Origin of the sequence: Lachnotalea sp. AF33-28 (assembly GCF_003477885.1) — a bacterium.
Lineage (GTDB): Bacteria > Bacillota > Clostridia > Lachnospirales > Lachnospiraceae > AF33-28.
In genome coordinates this window covers 40,072-63,156 of sequence record NZ_QUEE01000006.1, presented here as the reverse complement: position 1 = coordinate 63,156, position 23,085 = coordinate 40,072, and the positions used below count along the sequence as shown (strand labels likewise).

18 protein-coding genes are annotated in these 23,085 nt (G+C 48.0%); 4 read left to right on the top strand and 14 right to left on the bottom strand.

Annotation, left to right across the window (positions count from 1 at the left end):
* Positions 1 to 87: 87 nt before the first annotated feature.
* The 6 genes from DWZ56_RS10010 to DWZ56_RS09985 all read right to left on the bottom strand — a co-directional run bounded on the left by DWZ56_RS10010 (position 88) and on the right by DWZ56_RS09985 (position 8,226).
* Positions 88 to 1,740: an extracellular solute-binding protein gene (locus tag DWZ56_RS10010; RefSeq protein ID WP_118556504.1), complete on the bottom strand. Its 1,653-nt coding sequence runs from the start codon at positions 1,738 to 1,740 to the stop codon at positions 88 to 90.
* Positions 1,741 to 1,854: 114 nt separating this feature from the next.
* Positions 1,855 to 2,760 (bottom strand): carbohydrate ABC transporter permease, encoded by a 906-nt coding sequence (locus DWZ56_RS10005; protein WP_118556503.1) that lies wholly within the window; start codon positions 2,758 to 2,760, stop codon positions 1,855 to 1,857.
* A gap of 12 nt (positions 2,761 to 2,772) precedes the next feature.
* Positions 2,773 to 3,714 carry an ABC transporter permease gene (locus DWZ56_RS10000; protein WP_118556502.1) on the bottom strand — a complete coding sequence of 314 codons (942 nt, stop codon included), beginning with the start codon at positions 3,712 to 3,714 and terminating at the stop codon, positions 2,773 to 2,775.
* Between the two features lie 282 nt (positions 3,715 to 3,996).
* On the bottom strand, positions 3,997 to 6,339 hold the full coding sequence (locus DWZ56_RS09995; protein ID WP_118556501.1) for a helix-turn-helix transcriptional regulator: 2,343 nt from the start codon (positions 6,337 to 6,339) through the stop codon (positions 3,997 to 3,999).
* Positions 6,340 to 6,679: 340 nt separating this feature from the next.
* Entirely contained in the window at positions 6,680 to 7,459 is a 780-nt protein-coding gene (locus tag DWZ56_RS09990) for an alpha/beta hydrolase (RefSeq protein WP_118556500.1), read from the bottom strand.
* The gene (locus tag DWZ56_RS09985) at positions 7,456 to 8,226 is read right to left on the bottom strand and encodes an alpha/beta hydrolase (RefSeq protein ID WP_118556499.1); all 771 of its coding nucleotides are present in this window, start codon (positions 8,224 to 8,226) and stop codon (positions 7,456 to 7,458) included. The genes DWZ56_RS09990 and DWZ56_RS09985 overlap by 4 nt, the downstream gene beginning before the upstream one ends.
* 370 nt (positions 8,227 to 8,596) lie before the next feature.
* Between DWZ56_RS09985 and DWZ56_RS09980 the strand changes: the two genes are divergently transcribed.
* Positions 8,597 to 9,346 carry an ABC transporter ATP-binding protein gene (locus tag DWZ56_RS09980; protein WP_118556498.1) on the top strand — a complete coding sequence of 250 codons (750 nt, stop codon included), beginning with the start codon at positions 8,597 to 8,599 and terminating at the stop codon, positions 9,344 to 9,346.
* Positions 9,343 to 10,764 (top strand): ABC transporter permease subunit, encoded by a 1,422-nt coding sequence (locus tag DWZ56_RS09975; protein ID WP_118556497.1) that lies wholly within the window; start codon positions 9,343 to 9,345, stop codon positions 10,762 to 10,764. The genes DWZ56_RS09980 and DWZ56_RS09975 overlap by 4 nt, the downstream gene beginning before the upstream one ends.
* Before the next feature lie 56 nt (positions 10,765 to 10,820).
* Here DWZ56_RS09975 and DWZ56_RS09970 read toward each other — a convergent pair whose 3' ends face one another.
* From DWZ56_RS09970 to DWZ56_RS09935, 8 genes are all read right to left on the bottom strand, one after another.
* Positions 10,821 to 11,720 (bottom strand): M15 family metallopeptidase, encoded by a 900-nt coding sequence (locus DWZ56_RS09970; protein ID WP_243095179.1) that lies wholly within the window; start codon positions 11,718 to 11,720, stop codon positions 10,821 to 10,823.
* 49 nt (positions 11,721 to 11,769) lie between these two features.
* Entirely contained in the window at positions 11,770 to 12,903 is a 1,134-nt protein-coding gene (locus DWZ56_RS09965; protein ID WP_118556496.1) for a Gfo/Idh/MocA family protein, read from the bottom strand.
* Entirely contained in the window at positions 12,900 to 13,961 is a 1,062-nt protein-coding gene (locus tag DWZ56_RS09960) for a zinc-binding dehydrogenase (RefSeq protein ID WP_118556495.1), read from the bottom strand. Before DWZ56_RS09960 ends, DWZ56_RS09965 begins: the two co-directional genes overlap by 4 nt.
* A 126-nt stretch (positions 13,962 to 14,087) precedes the next feature.
* Positions 14,088 to 14,930, bottom strand: a complete 843-nt coding sequence (locus DWZ56_RS09955; RefSeq protein ID WP_199679581.1) for a carbohydrate ABC transporter permease — start codon at positions 14,928 to 14,930, stop codon at positions 14,088 to 14,090.
* Positions 14,931 to 14,944: 14 nt separating this feature from the next.
* A complete protein-coding gene (locus tag DWZ56_RS09950; RefSeq protein ID WP_118556493.1) occupies positions 14,945 to 15,856 on the bottom strand; it encodes a carbohydrate ABC transporter permease in 912 nt (303 codons plus the stop codon).
* 28 nt (positions 15,857 to 15,884) lie between these two features.
* Positions 15,885 to 17,246, bottom strand: coding sequence for an ABC transporter substrate-binding protein (locus DWZ56_RS09945; protein ID WP_118556492.1), 1,362 nt, complete (start codon positions 17,244 to 17,246; stop codon positions 15,885 to 15,887).
* Between the two features lie 48 nt (positions 17,247 to 17,294).
* Positions 17,295 to 18,443 (bottom strand): glycoside hydrolase family 88/105 protein, encoded by a 1,149-nt coding sequence (locus tag DWZ56_RS09940; RefSeq protein WP_118556491.1) that lies wholly within the window; start codon positions 18,441 to 18,443, stop codon positions 17,295 to 17,297.
* Between the two features lie 164 nt (positions 18,444 to 18,607).
* The gene (locus tag DWZ56_RS09935; RefSeq protein ID WP_158584523.1) at positions 18,608 to 19,594 is read right to left on the bottom strand and encodes a Gfo/Idh/MocA family oxidoreductase; all 987 of its coding nucleotides are present in this window, start codon (positions 19,592 to 19,594) and stop codon (positions 18,608 to 18,610) included.
* 232 nt (positions 19,595 to 19,826) lie between these two features.
* Between DWZ56_RS09935 and DWZ56_RS09930 the strand changes: the two genes are divergently transcribed.
* Positions 19,827 to 21,584, top strand: a complete 1,758-nt coding sequence (locus DWZ56_RS09930; RefSeq protein ID WP_158584522.1) for a sensor histidine kinase — start codon at positions 19,827 to 19,829, stop codon at positions 21,582 to 21,584.
* Entirely contained in the window at positions 21,577 to 23,076 is a 1,500-nt protein-coding gene (locus tag DWZ56_RS09925; RefSeq protein WP_118556488.1) for a response regulator transcription factor, read from the top strand. Before DWZ56_RS09930 ends, DWZ56_RS09925 begins: the two co-directional genes overlap by 8 nt.
* Positions 23,077 to 23,085: the final 9 nt, after the last annotated feature.

Here is a 23,085-nt window from a genome sequence, read left to right as displayed (position 1 = left end):
ATAAATACTTCTGCATCAGAAGACGACATGCTTTTTCCGGCATCGGCATAAGTCCTGCCGATGCCGGAAAAGATAAACATTATTCAATTATTTGTTTGCTTTATGCTGTTCGTTTACCTCATTGATAACATCCTGCCCGCCGGAAGTCAGCCAAAGCTCCCATGCGCTCTGCAATCCTTCCTTATCGATATCACCCACAATATACTGTGTTCTGGCATCATCGATAATTAAATCCAGATTACCGCCGTTGGAGATATAGGTAGCTGAATTGCTAAGATACCCGCTGGCCGGATTGAACACTGCAATCTTTTCAGAAGCACTGTATGTGGCCTCCTGCATTTTGGTCTGCTCATCCTGAGCAATGGTATAATTTGACGGAGTTCTGTTTGGAATATAGGGTGTCAGCTGGTTCAGGCCATTATACGCTTTATGCAGCGCTTGATCTTCCGGATGGATTTTCACAACTTCATTGTTTTCATTATACTCCCAATGAATATCCTGCAGGCCATACATAGCAAGCATTAGTGCCTCATCATCACACATCTTGTCAAGGAACTCCAGACATGCCTGAACCTCCGCATCGCTCTCTGCAGCCTGTGTGATGGCAAACGCGTAGGTTGGAGCTGCCGCAAGCGTCTTAGGATCGGAATTTTCATCCTTTGCTATGCCGGGAATCATTCCCATCGTTGCTGTCTTCGAAGAATCTGTAACACTGGGTATTCCATTCTGTTCGTAATAATCCCATATTCTTCTTACATTGTCCGTACAATCACAAAATGCGCCTGCTATTCCATTATTATTGTCGTCTTTCCAAGTACCCGTATCACGGATTGCCCAGTCGCTGGAAATCAGTCCGTCGTCATACAACTTCTTAAACCAATCCAGAGCTTCCATATACTCTTCGGTCATATGTACCGGAACCAGCTGGCCGCTTTCGTCCTCTACCCACTCATTGCCGCAGCCAAACCAGGTCTGCATAATATCCAGCGGTCCCGTATAACTGCAGAGGTTTAATCCATAGGTATCTTCTTTACCGTTACCATCCGGATCGTCATATGTGAAGGCATACAACAGATCGTAAACATCCTGAATTGTCTTTGGTGCTTCAATGCCAAGCTTATCCGCCCAATCCTGTCTGTATCCGAATCCATATCTGCCCACCGTGCTGGCCTGCATATATAAACCATACAGATGTCCGTCAATAGTAAATGACTGATTAATCTGCGGATCCGCCTGCGATATATTCGGATAAACCTCCGAATTATACAGGTAGTCTTCAATCGGATGAAACGCCCCGTTTGCCGCAGCGCTGATTACCACGCCATTCGTTATCGGAACGAACAGGATCTTGGGAAGCCCCTCTTTGCCGCCGGCTAAAATTGTGCTGAGCTTGTCATTATAGTTATCGCTGGTAACCCACATAACATTAATTTTGTATCCGGTATGTTCTTCCAGCATCTGACGAATTTCTTCGCTGTGATCGCCGCTGTTGGGATTTCCGTTCCAGTCATTCACCATAATAGTGATTTCAAAATCATCCGGCAATTCGGCATGGAAATCACCTGGTTCTGCTGCTGCGGTTGTATCCCCCGTACTTCCCTGAGCACTTGTCGTACCCTGCGTAGCTGGTTCCGTTTTGCCCGTGCTGCCGGCATCTTTGTCTGCGCAACCGCCCAGACAAGCCACAACCAAAACAAGGACAGCCAATAACAATGCTACCGTTTTCTTGTGTTGTTTCATGTTTTCTCCTCCTATTTGTGATTTTGAGCTGTTCAATCTGTATTATAACAGTACAAAGTGATACAGCATTTTATATTAACCGGAATAACCGGTAAATATCCTGACGACACTCCATCATCCTTTGACTGCACCAATCATTACACCTTTGGTAAAGAACTTTTGTATAAAAGGGTATACGATTAGAATCGGTATGGTTGTCACTACCGTAGTTGCCAGTTTCACTGCCTGCTCCGGCGGTGCTCCTGCCAGACCGAAATCCAGTCTGGAACCGGTCAAATCAAAGCCCTGAGCCAGTATTACAATTGATCTCAATATCAACTGAGCCGTATGCTTACTGGAATCATTGATATAAAGCATGCAGTTAAAATAATCATTCCATAAACCAACCGCATAGAACAGGCTGATGGAAGCCAATACAGGTTTCGATAACGGAAGTACTATTTTAACAAATATATCAAAGTCTGAACACCCGTCTATAGTAGCAGCTTCTTCCAATTCTCTCGGTATATTCTGGAAAAAGTTTTTAACGATAACCATATTAAACGCGCTGATGGCACCTGGCAATGTCAGAGCCCAATAGGAATCAAGCATTCCAAGTGATTTAACCAGCAGATAGCCAGGAATCATTCCCCCGGAGAAAACCATCGTAACGATTACCAGATTCAATGACAGGTTTCTGCCCCGGAAATCGCTTCTCGAGAGAGGATAGGCAAAAGTGGTTGTCATAACCATTGCCAGAATCGTTCCCCATACAGTAACAATGATGGAGTTTTTCAATCCGTTAAAAATTCTGCCGTCATCGATTATAAACTTAAAAGCATTCAGAGAAAATTCGGATGGTACGATTAAAAACGCTTTCTCCGTCAGCTCTTTTTCAGTAGCAAAGGAGCCGCCCACCACATATAAAAACGGCAATATACAGATGATACCGATCAGGCCGGCAAATATGTATATCCCGGTTATGGATATGCGGTCGCCTAAACTGCCTTTAATTTTATTGCTTCTTTTTTGCTTTATCATCCCGTTTTCCTCCTAATAAATGCCTGTCTCGCCGCATCTTTTTGCTACCCAGTTCGTACCCAGCACCATAATACAGCCGACAATACCCTTAAACAGACCGACAGCGGTTGAAAAAGAATACTGGCCATTGGTTATTCCCAGACGATAAACATAGGTATCAAATACTTCTGCAACAGACCGGTTCAGAGAGTTTGACATCAGGAAGATCTGCTCAAATCCGGTGTTTAATATTGCTCCGACTCTTAAGATCAGCATTATGACGATCGTTCCCCGGATAGCCGGCAGCGTGATATGCCACATCTGTTTCCATCGTCCAGCTCCATCGACTCTGGCAGCTTCATAAAGCTCCATATCAACTCCGGCCAGTGCCGCAAGAAAAATTATCATTCCCCAACCGGTTTCTTTCCAAATATTCTGTATTACGATTATGCCTCTGAAATATTCCTTTCCAGACAGAAATTTTACCGTTTCCCCGGAAAATTCCTTGATAATCATATTAATAACACCGTCACGCTCATTTAATAATGTATAAGTGATACTGGCAACAATAACCATGGAAATAAAATATGGTATGTATATCATGGTTTGAATACTGCTTTTATAACGATAATTTTTTATCTCGTTTAGCAGCAATGCTACTATAATCGGCATGGGGAAATAAAATATCAGATTTAAAAATGAAATCGCCAATGTGTTCCTTAGCAGCATAAAGAAATCATTACCTTTAAAAAAGTTCTCAAAGTGCTTCCATCCTACAAATGGACTCTTAAACAATCCCAGCCAGGGATTATAATCCTGAAATGCGATTACCAGGTTCGTGATTGGTATATACTTAAATACTATAAAATAAATCGCTCCCGGTAAAAACATCGCATACAACCACCAATGATGCTTAAAATAAATATGAAATGGTTGTTTTTTAGTTTTGTTAATCAGTGCTGTTTTTCCAGCCATATTCTACATCCTCCTTGTTTACTTCCGATTCAATCCAAGACTACAGCATTTTTCCCATAAATTCAATGTTCTTTATATTTTCATATATGTATTATGCACATAGTTCATGCGCCACTCTTTCCAAAAAGCTGTAATGGCAATAAAATGATACCTTTGTTTAGTACATTTTATTGTGTTTATTGACAAATGCGCCCACTATACGCAAAAAAGCAGCTGGTCCATATACATTCAAGGACCAGCCGCACCCAAGCATCTCAGCCATATATTCAGCATAATTTATCATTAACCTTTATTCATTTTTCTGTATTTCCCAGGCGATACGTTTTCATACTTCGTAAAAAAGCGGTTAAAGTTTTGCGCGCTAGTATAATTCAGCCTTTCTGCAATTTCAGCAACCGTCATTTCCGTTTCCAGCAGCATTTTTTTTGCAAGCTCTAATTTATATGCTGCCAGATATTCACTGAAGGTAACATTCATTCGGCTTGTCATAATTTTCCATATATAGCTGGGATGATGCCCCAAATTATCTGCACATTCTGCCAAAGTTATATTCCCTTCCCTTTCTTTCACCAGGCTGATCACCCTGTTCAAAACGGAATCCACGCTTCCTTCCCTGAACAAATTCAGGCGGCTGATCAGCGGACTGATTACCTTCCTCTTATAGAAATTTCTGATCTGATCCCATTCGTATATAACGCTTATCATGGAAAACAGGTCTTTGTCTTTTTCCTCAAATATTTCATTGGCAGATAAACCGGCTTGTCCTGCCACCGACAATATTGCTACCAGATATTTATACAATGCCAGTGTTCGTTCCTGCAGTATCACTTTGTTTTCTATGAGAGCATTTACAAAATTATCGGTTACAGCGAACGCCCGATCCAGTTCCCCATTAACCACCGCATCCCGGATCTGCGCTTCATAGGACAGATCACAGTGCAATGCATTCTTATACCTCGCTGTAAAATCAGAATAAAAAACGAGATCATACTTTTCCTGGACTACCTGCTCTGAGTCTTTTTTCAACAACTCATTATTTTTTAATGCCTCCAGACTTTCACGATATGCTTCCTGGGAATGGGACAATTCAAAAAACAAATCACTAACCCCGCTGTATACCTGACAATTATATTCCTGTGTTGCATAAACCGCCAGATCATGCTGGTAATTCAATACGCCCTCCTGCAGAGCTTCTTTATCTTCACCGCACAAAACAGAAAAAATAACCGTGCCATTCCAAAACGGTCTCAACAGCAAAAAAGAGGTTAATTTATCTGGAATATTTTTTACCAACGCTAAGGAAATAATGTCCTGCTGTGTGTCTTCCGGAACAATTTCTCCATCTTCCATATTGGCTCTCACAGCCGTGGAAACCACGTACAGGCAACCCGTATGTTTCAGACCTAACTGTTGTGCTCTTGCCGGAATTATGTCAGCACTGATTTCACCAGCTAAAATTCTGTGCATCAGAAGCTCCTGAAGTTGAATTTTCTGTTCCTCCAACATAATCTCCAAATCTGCCTTTGAAGACGCCAGCTTATTCATCGTTTTACTAATATATAAAAACTCATTTTGATTTTTCTCTTTTTGCTCTGTATCTTCCTGATTTTCTCCTGGTTCTTTATTGAGATTTAACGCATACTTCACCAATTGGCTCACAGGATAATAAATCTTCTCAGTGCCGTATAATGCCATGATAAACACTGCGCTAAGTACCGCGACTACTAAAATGGCCAATATTAATATCTCTTTCGCTCCCTGGCTTACGATGGATCTGTCATAGCTGGCAACATATACCCAACCCGATGCCGTAGATTTACTGACAGCCATACGCAAACTCTGGCCTTCCTCGCCGATGATCATCCCGGAATTCTTTGCATTATTCCCTGCTTTAAAAACCTCATTTAATTCTTCCTGATCCTTCTGATTCGTATATACCAGTAAACCCGCTTCGTCCAATACGGTCATTCCATATTCCCCGATCCCGTCAGAAATCAGACCGGATAATTTCTGCATATTGATATTGACAACAAGCAGGGAAGTACAATCCCTGGCCATCGGAGGAACCTTTATGACACGAGTCAATCCCCTTAAATTCACTTCCAATCGATTTATCTTATCTGTTCCAAAATTATCCTCAAGCTGGTTCATCCACCACGAATTTTGCCGTCCATGATCTGCAGCAATCTGAAATAATCTTTCAACTTCCGCTTTATTCAGGGCATCATTTAAGGAATATAAGCCGCGATTCGACAATATCCACCCATACTCTATATTAATCAGGCTGAACCCATCAATATAATCCCGCAGGTAATATGGGCCCTGCAATTCCTGCAATGTGTCTTTAAGGCCAACATAAAAAATTTCTCTTGCGTCTTTTCTTGCAAGTTCCTTTACCGCAGTGCTGTCAGCTGCCTCAAGATATAGTTTACTGATATTGTAAACTACGTTATCCACTCTGTTTTCGAGCTGCTCGCCAGCCGCCTCCAGGGATATGTTCAGCCTTTTCTCCATTTCATTTATATAGATTCCATAGGACCCTGCCCCAACAATTAAAACAGCAAGCAGCGGCAGCAATAAAAGATAAAAGAATATCCCTTTTTTATATTGCACTTTGCGCCTCAAAGCTTGTCCCCCCTTATTTTTATTGCTATGAGCACATAGAGACCGTATTCCGGTCTCTTATGTGCAATGCACAGAAAATTGTTAGCGGGCATATTTTGTCCGCTTATTATTTTTAATATTATAACATAATTTTTATCTTTTTTTTAGATGTGAAAAGATAATGAGTAATTAGTTTATTAAATTATATGCGTAAGTGATTTCAAGTATGCCCCGGCATACCATACTTGCTGCGGGCCGTCGCTTTATGGCTGTTGCTCTATTTAACCAATCGAATCCTTCTGTAACATCAAAAAGGGGCTGTGGTAAACATACCATAGCCCAAAATATTTGACAGTGATACTTATCTAAGGCGGCTGTCAGTTCCAATTTTATGGTAATTCAGGAAATCATTCAATGCGGTCTCGCGGAATACGTTTGTATGGCCTAAACCCGTATATTCCTTATAATGATAATGAAACGGATTTCCTTCCAGCCCTTCAAAGAAATTGCGTACCAGCTGGTTTTTATCGTGCCAGGGATCGAACTCGCCACAGGCATGGTACACGACAGGCAGTGTTCTTTTGCTGCGCAGCAATTCCCGTGCACAGTGCTTCAGCGAGTATTCCGTCCCCTTTATTTCTCCCGTTCCAAACATGGCGATTCTGTTTCCTGACCAGCCGTCCGCACTATTATGAAATTCATTATCTTCCTGGTCACCGGCAGCAAACGCACCTATATATCCAAAGGTTTCCGGATAAGTCAGGCCGATTTTAATACAGCCATAACCGCCGTTTGAAAATCCGCATACATAATTATCGGTACGCTCTGCTGAGAAAACAGTAAACATCGATCTTAATACCGTTGGCAATTCCACACCTACGTAAGTGCCATAAGCAGGTCCATTCACCATATTTACAAAGCAGGAATTATGTACTCCGGGCATTACAACTGCAATGCCGCGCTCTTTTGCCATACGCACAACATTCGTGTTGTGCACCCAATCGCTGTGATCGCCATAACCGCCATGATAAAGCCATAAAACTTTTGTCTTTTTTCCAGGCTCACAATCGGGAACTACCACATTCACGTCTACCTTCATCTGCAGAGTATCCGAATAAAAGTTCAACTCAACAAAGCTCATAACGTAACCTCCTTTCCGATTTCCAGAAAGTTTAGCAATTTATCAAGGCACTGCTCCCAGTAATCCCAATCATGCGCTCCCGGACTTTCCTCATACATCACTGGAATATTCAATTCTTTCAGCGCCTGCGCAAACTTCCGGTTTGGCTCCAGGAGAGGATCTTCTGTTCCACACAGCTGCATCAGCTTTGGAACATCCACTTTTTCCTCCGACAACCTCCGGGCAGCAGCAAACAAATCGTTTCCACTTTCTCCCAGTTTATCTTCCGGTCCAAAAATGTGGCTGACCGGCGTTGTGGTCATATGCATTTGATACATGGCTCGGATATCCATTACTCCTGAAAATGAGGCGGCTGCGCCAAATACCTCAGGGTGATTTAGTGCCTGCCGAAAAGCCCCATATCCCCCCATGGATAAACCAGCTATATATTTATCTTCTCTTTGGTCTGACAATGGCAGTATACTTTCCAGATACTGCGGCAATTCCTGGCACAAGTAATCAGAAAAATAGTGCGTGCTGGGCAGATTTACATAAAAACTGTTTAAGCCGTCCGGCAGTACCACTGCGATGGGATATCCTTCCACTTTTCTCAGCAGATTCGTCTTAAGCAGCCAGTCTGTTCTGTCTCCATGATAACCATGAAGCAGATACAGCGTTTTTACTTTTTCGCAATTATTTTTCCGATGTTCAGGAAACAGAACGTCAACAGATACCGGCATGCCCGCCGTTTTAATGTGTTGGCTGATTTGGAACCGCATCCACGCCATAAGAAACTTCCTCCCTAATCTTCTATGATATTTAAACTATAAAAAAAAAGCAGGATTAACACAATAAGCAATTTCTATTATATACCGATTGTGCCGCTGAATCGATAGTGCTTTTTTGTTAATCAAGCGTATGTATTCGCGCGGGTCATATTGGTTAACCTTAAGATACTCTCCCAGATATTCCAATGTATCGTTAAAGCAGTTCATACCGTTTTCGGTATTCAGCTGCATTTGATACTTAAAACGACCAGGCGTTGCCGTCTGTAATAATCGCAAAACATAAAATTACGGCTTCCTTGTCCGCAGCTTTACAAGCCCCATCCCGAATAGTATAATCAAGGGAACTATAAAATTCTTAAGGGAGTCCGCCATGTCTGTAATCGAGTTAACAGAAGTATATAAAAGTTTTGGCAGCGTGCACGCATTAGACGGCTTAAACTGCAGTATCAGGGAGGGGGATGTATGCGCTTTTCTCGGGCATAACGGCGCAGGCAAAACCACCACGCTGCGCCTGCTTTTAGGGCTGCTTGAGCCAGATCAGGGGAATGTGTCCGTATTCGGCCGCAGTCCGGTCAAAGACGGAGAGGCGGTGCGCAGTATGTGCGGCGTGTTATCTGAGGACACCGGCCTCTACGAACCTCTGTCCGTCTATGAGAACCTGATCTACTACGCCGATATCTACGGACTTCCCCGCGGGGAAGCCGACCGCAGGATCCATGATCTGCTGGAACTGTTTGAAATGCCGGATAAATGTGATCTGCCCGTTAAGGGCTTTTCCACAGGCATGAAAAAGAAAACAGCACTGATCCGCGCCATGCTGCACCGGCCCAAACTCCTTCTGCTGGATGAGCCCACAAACGGGCTGGATCCGGTCAGCACCATGGAGCTTCGCAAAATGTTACTCTCTCTTGTTAAGGACAGCCATGCCACCATCGTGCTGACCACGCATAATTTGGAAGAAGCGCAGAAGCTATGCAGTAAAATCATCGTCTTCCGCCATGGACGCGACATATTCACCGGCAATATGGATGAACTGCAGAAGCATCCTGAATACATGGAGAACGGTGTTTTCAGCCTTGAAAAGCTCTATCTGATGCTGGAAGGCGGTGACGGCAGATGAAACAGACCGGATTCGTATTGCGCCATCAGTGCCGGCTGTTTTTGCAGGATAAAGGCATGCTTTTGTTCTATATCGGGGGTATTGCCATATTCGGCATACTCTTTCCTCTTCTGTCCAGAAATGCCGGATCTGTATTCTCTCTTGCCATTTTTGCCACCCTGTCCCTGCAAAAGCAGTGGAATGCGGAATCCGTGGCCGGAGAAAGAGAAAACCGGACCCTGGAATCGCTGCTGTCAACACCTCTGTCCTCTCAGTCATACATGACCGGCAAGGCGCTCTTTTCTATCCTGTGCGCTTCCTGCCACTATCTGCTGATGTTTGGATGCATGCTGGCCGTTTCTGAGGCTTTGGGGATCGGAAGCGCTGTACGCCCGGCCGCATGGATGCTGTGCACGGCTGTATCTCTGCTCACATTATGCGGCTTCGCGCTCTGGGGATGCTTAGTCTCCGCCAAATCAGTAGATGTGCGGGCTGCCAGCCGCAGATCGGCGCCGGCCGGCTATCTGCTGGCCTTCCTTACAGTGATTATTACAGTACTGCTGACAAGCGGCCAGGATGAACTGTGGTTTCCTTCCATAGCTGTCTGTATCCTTTATATCGGATTCCTGGCTGTATTCACCCTGGTATGTGTCTTATCCATACGCAAACTGGGCCGTTCCGGATTTATGGAGGCAGAAGGCCGGGCCGCCGGCAGACCGCATGGCCGGTTTAAGTCTGGCAGTGCCGTGCACTCACAGGCATACAGTGTGTTCTTTCATGAATGGCGTTATCTTCGCACGCTGAAGCTACTGCTTGTCAATTTTGCCATTCTTATACCTGCGCCGGCAATCGTGCTTTGGCTGTTTTACCACTACACCGGACAGCTTGATCTCAATTATGCCATCCTCTTGACCATACTGATGCTCCCCCGTGTTTCTTCCAATCTCATGGCCTATTCGGCAGGCGGGGAAAAGGTCTACCGCACCGGCGAATCCCTCCTCTCCACCCCGGTTTCCATCGGTGCGCTCCTTCTGGGCAAATGTGCGCTGCCGCTTCTGGTATCGCTGTTTATGCTCCTGCTTTCCTCCGTATTAAGTCTGGCTGCTGCCAATGTGATAGCTATACGGGAATGGGGGCGAGGGGGGCTGCTTTACAGCGGTGGACAACTGATACTCCTTTATGGGGTGGGGATGGCGCTTAGCGCAGCTATGACATTTCTCTCCGGAATATTGAGCCTGACAGCAAAAAATCCCAGAAAGGGACTCTATCTCTCCACACTGCTGGGTGTCTGTTTCCTGCTGCCCGCCCTTGCAGTCTGTCTGATGAATGCTCTGCTGCCCGGAGCCTTGCTCTATCTGGCTGTGCTTATCGTCGTCGACTGCTTTCTGATCAATAAGATCCGTCATATCAGCAGACCCGCTCTCATGAAAAGGCTGTGATAGCACAAAAACGCAGCAAACCGGTATCGTTTCGGTCTGCTGCGCTCTTTTCCTTCTTAAAGTTTCAAAGTTTCCAGATATTCTTCCAGGCAGATTCCCTGCTCATAGATCTCTGCCGCGGCTTCCTTACCGACATAGCGGTAATGCCACGGCTCATAGATGATGCCGGTGATATCGCTCTTTCCACTGGGGTAACGGAGGATAAACCCGTACCGCCAGCTGTTTTCTTTCATCCATTTCTGAACCTTTGTCGTTTCCTGATGGGTATCCAGCTGCTGGTAATTCATATCCACGATATCCACCGCCAGCCCCAGATGATGCTCGCTGGTGCCCGGCAGCGCAACCACCCGGGCCGCTTCCTCTTTCGCAGCCTTAAGCGCCAGCCCCTGCGCCTTAAATTCCTTCACCTTTTTCTGATACAGCTCCTCCTGCCTTTTTACAGTGCGGTATGAAGAGCAGATCAACGGCTCCAGCCCTTCTTCCCTGCAGTCATCCATCATCTTCTGCAGGGCTGAATAACAGCGTTCATCCACCGCCTGATCATTGCGCAGCTGTACAAGCTCCACCTCATAATCTTCCGGCAGCTCATTCCACGGATTTACCAGTATAAGCAGATCATCCCCACCGCTTTCTTCCTCCGTTCTTTCATTATCATAAACAGATGTTTTATCGCTGCCCGCGGCTCCCACCGTATAGTACTTTCTATCGTCCTGCGTCACAACATGTTCTGCCAAAGCCGGATCCCTCGCAGCCAGATTGACATATCCGCGCCTGGAAGTATCAGCTGCCAGCCATACAAGAAGCGCCAGCATAACAGCCGCGATCCGGATGCACCGTTTTCTGCGCCGGCGTCTGATCCTCATTTTTATCCTTATATTTTTTTGTTCCAAAGTCCGGTCCTGCTCCCGGACGAACCCCCTCGATGAAACCGTCTGATGACTTGGTGTATATTTCATTCCGAACCTCCTGCCGCATCGTTATGAATAACTATACACCCGCATTGCATCAGACTGGCATCGTTTCGTCATGTAACTGCGCATTTTCTTTCTGTTTGAGCAGACGCTCATATAATTCCCGATCCACCGGATATTCCACCCGGCGGCCCAGCCACGCAGCCAGATATGCGCCGTTAGCCATCTCGAGGGCAGCCAGCCCCGCGCTCGCGGGGGCCGTCAGTGCAGTGCCCTTCAGGAGGTGATCCGCAAAGTTCTGCAGGATGGCAGCATATTCCTCCTTTGTTTCAGGGAGATCCAGTTCGGACTCTGTAAACGGAATGCCGGTCAGCGCGCCGTCCTCTCTGCCGGCGAATTCTTCCGTGCTCACCTCATTCACATAAAGCTTAAGCGTTTCCTGGTCCGCAACCAGCTTACCTCTGCTTCCGTGAATCTCCAGATGATTGCTGCCCGGAGATTCCCCGCTGGACGTGATACAGATGCCCCGAAGGCCGTTTTCGTATTCAAACAGCAGATCCGCACTGTCATCCACAGCGATTTCACTGAATTTGCCGAATTCCACCGCCGCTCTCACTGCATCCGGCATGCCGAACAGCCATAGCCAGATATCGAATATATGCTGCATCTGATTGATCAGAAGACCTCCTCCCTCCCCCCTCCAGCTGCTTCTCCAGGGTCCCAGTCTGTGATAGGCCGGCGTCCTGTACCACAGGTTGGCAATCCATATCACATGGCTGATCCTGCCCAGCCGCCCTTCCTCCACGATTTCTTTGATTCGGCGGTAGCAGGGCCTCGTCCTCCAATTAAAAATCATGGCAAAAGCCGCTCCTGACTGCCGCTGTATCCCGGTTAGCCGGCCAGCTTGTAACATGCTGACTCCGAGAGGCTTTTCACACAATACATGGATTCCTTTTAAAAGGGCGCTCTCAGCCAGCCGGACATGCTCCCTGTGGGGTGTCGCGATAATCAGCGCGTCATAACTGTCGGAATGGGAAAACAGTTCGGCCTCGTCCCCATAGACTGATACTTCCGGATAAAGCCGTCTGATCTCCTGCTGCACTAAGTCCCTGCGGCAGCAGATCCCCGTCAGCCGCAGTCCGTCTATCGCGTGGCTCCTTATCGCAGCCGCATAGCGTCTGCCCATATTTCCGTATCCGATGATCGCCGTTCTTATCTCTTTGTTCATGGTTCCAGCATCACCTTCATGGCGAGGGGATCTTTCTCTGCCGCTTCAAAGGCCTGCTGCCAGTCCGCCAGCTTAAATATATGGGAAATCAGCCCGTCTGTTTTCAAAAGTCCGGTGCGTATCCCCTCGATCACGGCCGGAAAGGTGAGGGCGGAGAGATGGGAGCCAAGGATCGTCAGCTCTTTTCCATCCCCGATCACATTCCAGTCCGCGCTCACTTCTTCTGCAAACACGCCCATCTGGACATATCTTCCATGGTTGCGCAGCAGGCGCAGACCCTGCTTCACGCTGGCCGGGCTGCCGGAAGCTTCGATATAAACATCACAGCCCTTTCCTTTGGTCATTTTTCTGATCTCCTCATCAATATTATCCGCTGCCGGGTTGAAAGCCGCATCCGCTCCGTATTCCTTCCCCAGCATAAGTCGGTGCTCCTTCACATCCAGACCTATCACCATGGCCGGCAAGGAAAGCTTTGCCATATTCACCATGGCCGTTCCGATCGCCCCTAATCCGGCAATCACAACCACATCGCTGTGACGGATCCCAGCCAGCTCCACCGCATGCATACCGCAGGCAAGGGGCTCAATCAATACAGCCTGCTCCGGCGTGAACGCTTCGGGAATCTTATGTATGATGCTGTTTTTATGTACCTTTACGTATTCGGCAAAGCCTCCTGCGGCATGCTGTTTAAAACCGTATACAGCGGAGCCTTCACACATCCAATACTTTCCTTCCCTGCAGAAACCGCATTCCCCGCAGGGAACGATCTGCTCCACAGCCAGCAGGTCTCCGATCTCACAGCTATCGACTCCCTCTCCTATCTGTGTCACTTCTCCGAAAAACTCATGCCCGCCTGTCACAGGGGCCTCGATATACCGGTCCTCTTCACAGGTTCCCCAGATGCGTATTCCTCCGTGATATGCTTTCAGATCTCCTGCGCAGATTCCGCAGCCCTTTACCTTCAGCACAATTTCTCCGGGCCCCGCCGTTGGTTTCTCCACCTCTTCATACCTGCTGTCATAGGGTGCATACTGCACCAGCGCTTTCATCCTCTCCATTCGTAACCTCCGTTTGTAACTAAACTATAAGATACACCTTCCGTTTCATTATATCTGTGCTGATCTTCCACGTATATTTCAAATTTTAAAGATAATTACAAATATTCAACAATCTGCTTCAAAAGCTCATCCTTTAATGCCGGTTGATGCGATCCCTTCCACCAGATATTTCTGCATGGTCAGAAATATGATGAAAATCGGCACCAGGGACAGCGTTGCCATAGCAAACATCGCTCCCCAGTCCGATCCCACCGTCGGATCTGAAAACAGTTTCAGCGCGAGGCTGACCGGATAGCGGCTGGGCTTATTGAGATAAAGCAGCGCTGCCAGAAAATCGTCCCATCTCCACATAAAAGAAAAGATGGCGCTGGTCACAAGGGAGGATTTGATTAACGGCAGTATGATCCTCACAAAGATGCTGTAGGTATTTGCCCCGTCTATGCGCGCGGCCTCATCCAGATCCTTCGGTATACCGCGTATGAACTGCACATTTAAGAAGACAAAGAAGCCCTGGCTGCAAAATTGCGGGATGATCAGGGGCAGATAGGTCCCGACCCATCCCATTTTATTGAACATAATGTACTGCGGAATCATGATGATCTGAAACGGCAGCATCATGGACAGCAGCATGCACCCGAACCAGAAATTTTTGAACCGGAATTCACAACGGGCAAAACCGTATGCTACGATTACCGAAGAAATCACAGCTCCGGCTGTGGCCACAGTTGAAATAAACAGGGAGTTCTTAAAAAATATTGCGAAAGAAAAACCTGCGAACCCCTTCCATCCGTTGACATAGTTATCCGGACGGAAGCTTTCCGGCAGCAGCTTCTGGGCGGACTGAAAAATCTCGTTCGTGGTCTTGAAGGAACCCATGACCATCCAGATCACCGGATAGATCATCACACACGCAAAGGCAAAGACAACGGTATGATAGCAGGTGCTCCCCAGCCTCTTTTTCATCGACATGCTCTTCATCACACTCACCTTTCCGATTCATAGTAGACCCATTTTTTCTGCGACAGAAAGATCAGGGCCGTCAGCCCTCCGACCACAAGCACCATAAACCAGGCCATGGCGCAGCCGTACCCAAGCTTGTTGTACTTGAAGGAATTCTGGTACATATAGACCACATAGAACAGAGTGCTGTTCTGCGGCTTGCCTTCCGTTATGATAAAGCTCTGGGTAAACGCCATAAATCCGTTGATCAGCTGATTGATCAGATTAAAGAAGATCGTGGGCGTCAGCATGGGCAGCGTAACTTTAAAAAATTTAGTGATGGCTCCGGCCCCATCCACCGTAGCCGCCTCATACAGATAGGCCGGTATCTGTTTTAAGCCTGCCAGGAAAATCAGCATGGACGATCCAAACTGCCATACGGCCAGCAGGATCAGTGTCCAGATCGCAGTATCTGTTCTGCCAAGCCATGCTGTGGCGCTGTCTATTCCCACCAGACCCAGCAGCGCGTTGATCACTCCGTCGCTGGCAAACATACGTTTCCATAGGATCGCCACCGCCACGCTGGAACCAATGATGGAAGGCAGGTAGTAGACGGTCCGGTAAAACCCGGACAGCCTGGAGGATTTCACCAGGAGCAGCGCCACAAGCAGCGCCATAATAAGCCTCAGCGGAACCGAGAAAAACACATAGTACATCGTGACACCAAACGTTTTCCAGAACAGCTTATCCTGTGTAAACATCGTGATGTAATTGTCCAGCCCTGCAAATTTGGGAGCCGTCAGTATGTCGTATTTTGTAAATGAGAAGGCCAGGGACATGATCATCGGAAAGCTGATAAAGCACACAAACCCGATGATGAAGGGCAGGATAAATATATATCCTGCGACCTTCCCCTGATTCAGTTGTTGTTTCCAGCTTTTTTTCTTTGCTCTCATCGGGCACTCCTTATGTCCGCCGCACAGGTTATTGTGCAGCCTCTTTTAATATGGTCTGGGCCTGAGGCACAAACTGCTTTGCGGCCTCCTGGGCTGTGATATTGCCGTATCGGATATCTTCCACCAGTGTGGTCAGGACCGCTTCCACCTCGCTGTAGCCTGCCGGATTCGGCGGGTCCACCGTAGTCGCCACCTTATTTACCTCCGCCACGAAATCATAGGCTACGGCACCGATGGCATCCACCTGTCCCTTTACGCTCTCCGCAACCGCCGTATTGGCCGGGATCCCCCTCTCGCCTCCCAGTATGGCATTGCATTCCTTATCATTTACAAACCAGTCAATAAACTTTGCCGCTTCTTCTTTATATTTAGAGGTTTCAGTCACGGAGAAGAACATGGTGGGTTTTAAGTATTCAGGCTGCTTCTTTTCATCCGGAAGCGTAGGATACATAAATACTCCCAGCTCCCTCTCTCCGCCGCAGGCATCGTTTATGCTGACATAAGCGTTGGAAAAAGAAAATACATTCCAGGTGGACAGATCAATGATGGGCATGGATTCCACAACCTGGGGATTCTTTTCCGACAGCAGCTCCGGTGAGATACAGAATTCTGCCTGTGCCAGCTTCTCCACCCACTGGAAATGCTCCAGTGTGGAATCCAGGACACCATTTTCCAGCTCCTCATAGATCTCAGAGCCCCTGGCTCTGGCAATATACTGTATCATGGTAATGCCGCTCTCAAAATAAGACGGCACGCCGGTCTTTTCATAAATCTTCTGGCAGATATCAACGTATTCTTCCAGCGTGGGCTGCATGGGGATCTCCACTCCCGCCGCATCTGCGGTGGCCTTATCATACAGCACCATAGGCGCGGTGCTGCCTAAAGAGAGCGCATAGCATTTACCGTCCACCGAACCGCTCTCGATAATGCTGCTGCTGATATTTTCCGTATCAATCACGCCGGATTCAATAAAACCGTTCAAATCCGCGAGCTGATTGCTGGAAGCATACTGATTCAGATAGGAATAATCCATCTGTATGATGTCCGGCAGGCCGCCGCCCGCTGCCTGTGTGGCCAGCTTATCCCAGTAGCCGGACCAGTCCGTAAATTCGGTTTCAATCACCACATTTGGGTTCTTTTCCATATACAGTTCAATTGCCTTCTGTGTCAGATCATTTCTAGTCTGGCTTCCCCACCAGCACAGGCGCAGGGTCACAGACTCTCCCGCATTGTCTGAAGTGCTCCTGTTCTCCCCACCGGCCAAGGTTGTAGTCCCTGCCGCCGTTTGATCGGCCGAAGTGTCTGCATTACCCTCATTTGAGGAACATCCGCACAGCGTACAAAGCACCAGAACCATTGCAAGTAAAACCGAAATCATCCTTTTCTTCATAAACACATCCTCCTCACTGCACACTTTTGTGTGCTCCCTATTTTACCGTCACCACCCGAAGGCTGATGACCTGCGCGAGATATGCACGGCCTCACACAGCGCAGCCAGTGTCAGTGACTGACCGTATGCCATGGGCGTGATCATGATATCCTTATAGAACTGCGCATTCATTCCGATGCCGGTTCCTGCCGAAACATTCTGCACAGTCCCGTCTTCCGAGATATTAGAGCAGATCGCTTCAATGGCTTTTTTCGCCGGTTTCAGACAGGAGCGGTCCAGAATGCCGGCCGTCACTCCCTTCAGGATTCCGGCCGCAATCCCCGCAGAACCGGACACCTCTTCATAGCTGCTGGCATCATCCAGTACGGTGTGCCACAGGCCGGACGGAGACTGCAGGGAAATCAGAGTCTTTACCTGCGCTCTCAGCGTATCCGCCAGATATGTATATATCCCTCTGTTCATGCTGTCCCTGCTCTGCTCCAGAAATTCCATGATTCCGAAAGTAAACCAGGAATTTCCCCTGCACCAGAAAATGCCGCCGAAATTGTCATTTCTCGGGAAACTCCAGCCGTGATAAAACAAACCGTTTTTCTTTTCATACAGGTACTTTACATGCAGCAGCACCTGGCGGACGGATTCGTCCAGGTAATCCTGTCTGCCGTACAAATGTCCCGCTTTGTTTAAAAACAGCACTGCCATAAATATCGTATCGATCCACAGTTGTCCGTCATTGAGACGAACAGCCTGCCGGTCTCCCACCGCGCTTGTCACATGCTGGAATCCGCCCTCCCTGGTGCGGGGAAGATTCTCCATAACCCAGCAGGCGCGCTCCCGGCAGGCCTGACGGTAATCATCCCGATTCCGCCTCTCTGCCAGCTCTAAAAGCGTGAGAAATGGCGCTGTGGTATTGACGTTCCACGAAGGAAGTCCCATATCAAAATTTTTATCAAACCATTGTTCCAGAAATTCTTCATACCGGCTGTCTCCGCATATCTTCTGCAGCCGGTCCAGCCCATAAAGCCCCACTCCCTGGGGCCAGTCCCACTCCTCAATGCCGAAATCCCTGGCCACCAGCCCCTGGCGGTGGGAGTCCTCGTCCGTGGTGCGATCCATATCATAATCCGCTCCGCCCAGATGGATCAGCCGATCCACCACCAGATCAATTTTTCTCCATAACTCTTCTTCTGTCACTTTCATCCCCCTATTTCTCTGTCACCAACCGAAGGTTGATGACCTACGCACACTTCAGTGTGCTTCCTATTTCTCTGTCACCAACCGAAGGTTGATGACCTGCGCACACTTCAGTGTGCTTCCTCTCTTGCCGCCGCCGAACCCGTTAAACTTACTGTGATCTGCACCAGTCAGTCCTCTTCAAACTCGTTCATGCGGTTATTAATGCACTCACCGATTTTTACGGCCTGCATCGCATACTCCATGGATTCCTCCGGCTGCCGTCCGGATTCCACCGCCTGCAGAAAGCCCCTGATCTCCGCATAGAATCCGTTCATCTCGCTGGCACCCGGACCGTCGCTGATCTCCCTGCCGCTTTTTACCGAGACGGGCAGCCCCTGCTCATGTACTTCCAGAGTGCCTGGACAGTCGCTGCATCCCCAGACGGGCAATCTGGCAAAAAATGAGCGGTCATCGCAGGTCACCATCACCCGCTCATTCACAGTGCCGCTGCATACGAGAGTGCTGACCTGGCCGCTCACTCCGTTTTTAAACCGGCAGTCCATGAAAATATTGTCCACTCCCCCGCCATACTGCGGCAGGCTCTGATATGAGATACGCACCTTTTCATAAGGAGCCCCAGCCAGATAGCGGGCCAGATCCACGCTGTGGATCGCTGTAGTATAAAAGGTCGGTTCCGTCCTCCTGTAACGGCTCATCAGCACCTGAACATTCTGTATATCCCCGCTGACCTTAAGCCGGCTCTTCAGCTCCCTGATTAACGGCATGTAGTGACGGTTAAAGGCGATCTGATGCAGCACGCCGTTTTTCTGCAGCGCCTGCTTCAGCAGTTCACCGTCCACAGCATTTAAAGCCGGCGGTTTTTCAATCATCATTGGGATACAGAACCGGCTTAGGTCCGCCGCGGTTTTTGCAGTGACCGTGACCGGTGTGGCAATCAGCATACAGTCCGGGCCGCTTTCCCTGATCATACGTTTTACATCCGAATAGCTTTTTTCAAAACCGGTTTCGACAGCATATGCCCTGCTCTTGTCCTCATCACAATCGCAGCAGGCAGCAAGCACCGCCGCGCCTTCTTTAGCCAGCCGCCGAAATGCAGGAGCATAATAGTCTCTCGCCAATTCTCCGCAGCCGATCAGTGCAACCCTAACTGCCATTTTCATCCCCCTTCCCCATATCACCAGCCGAAGGCTGATGAAGTATACACTCTTTCGTGCAATTGACTGTCATACAAACATCATAATGCATTTTCACCGGTTTGAAAAATCAAAAAACAGCTCTTTCATGTTTAAAAAAGCGTTTTTATATTCCCCTCTTCTTTCAGTTTTCAGTCAAATTGTGTATAATGTGACTAGTGCACTAGCTGAAAGATGGGGGGAATATGGGGATATGAGGCATCGAATAAAAGAAATATGGAGAAATATCGGTCTTACAGGCAAACTGAATCTGATCATCCTGCTGTCCATATGCTTTGTCAGTCTGGCCGGCCTTGCATCCATCCGTTATCTAACCGTCTGCTATAATGAAGAGCTGTATGAAAAGAACGCCATGGCTCTTAAATATATCACGTCAGATCTGGAAACCGAACTAAAGGCCATCTCCACAATGACGGATTATATGGTGGCGGATGAAACAGTCCAGTACAACCTGACCGTTTTAAAGGACAGCCCGGATCCCGCTAAACGCACACGCGCACGCCGGATAATTTATGACTGCCTGTATTCTTATCTGGATGCCAGCAGCGCCATTTCCTATATTTCGCTGGTACTGCCGGACCAGATCATTCATATGGGCACATCCAATGACCTGGATGAACTGGATCTGCAAACGGTAAACGGTATGGCGGATGAAGCAAAGGGCAGGCTGATCTGGACAGGAGGCGCGTCCGGTACAGATTCTGTATTCTGTGTCCGGCAGATCCGGCAGAAAGCTTATCTAAAGCTGGACAGTCTGGCCACACTCTATGTGAAGGTGGATATGAACCGGTTGGTAGACAGGCTGTTAAACACAGCGGACATCACGAGGGCGGATCTGGATATCGCGTTTGTATCGGAAGAAGGCGCTGCCATCTACCCTTCCGAATCCCCTTACAAATCTTACTGCGAAGACTACCGGCAAAGCGCCGCTCCCTATAGGATAGAAAAAATAGGAGGACAGGCTTTTTTCATCACTTCCGGCACACTCCCTGTGACCGGATGGACCTATGTGAATTTCTCTGACTATAACCGTCTGTTCTCCCGGCTGAATATGGTGATGCGTCTATGTATGTTTCTGTTTGTATGCGCCGCCCTGACCGCCATGCTGTTCATTTATCTTATCATACGCAGTATCATCCGGCATTTTCATATTCTGGAAAAAAAGATGGCCTACTTTGAGGAGGGCAATCTGGATCTCATGCCATGTGCTTATCATTATGAACTTAGGGGCGATGAGATCGGCGTAATCCACCAGCGCTTCGATCAGATGGTATGCAGTTACCGCAGGCTTATCAATGACAACTATGTCAAACAGCTGCTCTTAAAGGATGCCACAATCAAGATGCTGGAGCAGCAGATCAACCCGCATTTTCTCTACAATGTGCTGGACTCCATCAACTGGATGGCACAGACTTACGGGGCGGAGGATATCAGCGAGATGTCCTTCTGCCTGGGCAAACTGTTCCGTGCAGCCATCTCGGAGCAGTCCGACCGCATTCTTTTGTCCACCGAGCTGGACTTCCTGGACAACTATATCCGCATTCAGAAAATCCGTTTCCGTGACCGCCTGATATTTGAAAAGGAGATTCCCGATAGCTGCCTTACAATCTCCATACCCAAGCTGTCCATACAGCCGCTCGTGGAAAATGCGATCCGCCACTCCCTTGAATGCTCTGATGAACCCTGCCGGATCAACCTGCGTCTCGCACAAGAAGGCAAAATCCTGACCGTCTATGTGGCCAACACGGGGTCCCGTTTTGACGCCGATCTGTGGGAACGCCTGCAAAACCGCAGGATACGTCAGGAGGGGAGCGGCGTGGGCTTAACCAACATAGACGCGCGCCTGAAACTGATCTATGGAGATTCCTGCGGTCTGCACTTTATGAATCAGAAAGACCGGGCCGTTGTATATTTCCGTATACCGATGGGGGAGGTAAAAGAACATGCTTAGAGTGCTGCTTGCGGATGATGAAGAGATCATCCGAAATTCCATATCTAAAATGATACCGTGGGAAAGCCTGGGCTGTGAACTGGTGGGCGCCGCGGCCAACGGCATGGAAGCTTATAATATGATCTGCGACAGCTACCCGGATATCGTCATCACTGATATTAAGATGCCGATACTGGACGGACTGGAACTGATCGAACGGGCGGTTCTGCTGGATAAAGACATCGAGTTTATCGTACTGTCCGGCTACAGCGACTTTAAATTCGCCCAGAAAGCCATGAAATACGGGGTGCGGTACTACCATCTCAAGCCCACACGCAGAGAAGATCTGGAAGAAACGCTGAAAAAAATCAGCGAAGACGCCCGCATTCGGGCAGAGAAGGAACAACAACGCAGAGAATCCATCCTTTTGGATCTTAAGTATCCCCTGCAGAAAAGCCTGCTGCTGGAATCGTTAAACAGCCCGCTGGAATTAAAGAAACTCTTTCATAATTACTCCGGTTTTCTGAAATTTTCCCCGGAAAAAACCGCATTCTGTCTGTGTTCCTTTTTGGAGGAGCCGCAGCTTAGCGCTTTTTTAACAGACATTTTTCAGTTTCTGAAAAAAAACGGCATCGCCATGCTGTTTCCGCCTGTCTATGTTAAAAATAATCTCTCCCTGCTGCTTCGCATAAAGGATCTGACTGCCGAGAGCGCATTGAATAACTATGTGCTCTCCCGTTCCTATCCGGGCCAGACCGTGGGATATGAGACCCGTTTCTACCACTACGGATCGCTGCATGAGGCGCTGGAAGTTCTGATTATGAAGGTATCCCGTTACGGCCGGATCCTGTTTACAGATCCGTCCGGCCGCCCGGAAGAAGTCCGAAACAGCCTGACGGAACCGCTTAAGATTGGGAAGACAGAAGAGACAGTACTACATGCATCCGAAACCGCAGAGATCATACAGGCACTGCGGGAGATATTCTCGCCGGTTAACAGCCTCATCACCGCTCAGGTCATCGCGATCCGCCTGCTGCTGCAGATTCAGAATCAAGGCGCAGAAAGCTTTCTGCATGCACAGGACTTGCAAAATCTCTATACCTTAAGCAGTGTGCAGGATATACTGGACTTTACCTGTGATCTGATACTTAAGCAGCGTTTTGCCGCCAAAGGCACCGCCTCTTTAGAATCGCCCGTGGAAAAACTGAAGCTCTATGTAGATCAGCATCTGGATTCCGAGAATCTCTCGCTGAAGTGGCTGGCGGAGCATCTGCTGTTTATCAGTGTCGGCTATCTAAGCAAGCTGTTTCTGCGCACGGAGGGCGAGAAATTCTCCGAATATCTCAACAAAAAACGCATGGAGCGGGCCAAGGAGCTGATGCGGGTATATCACAACACCAATATTCAGGACATCGCCCAGGAGGTGGGATTCGGAAATAATCCGCGCTATTTCGGCCAGGTATTCAAAAAATATACCGGGATAACTCCCAGCGAGTACATGCAGAAGCTGTGATGCATGGCT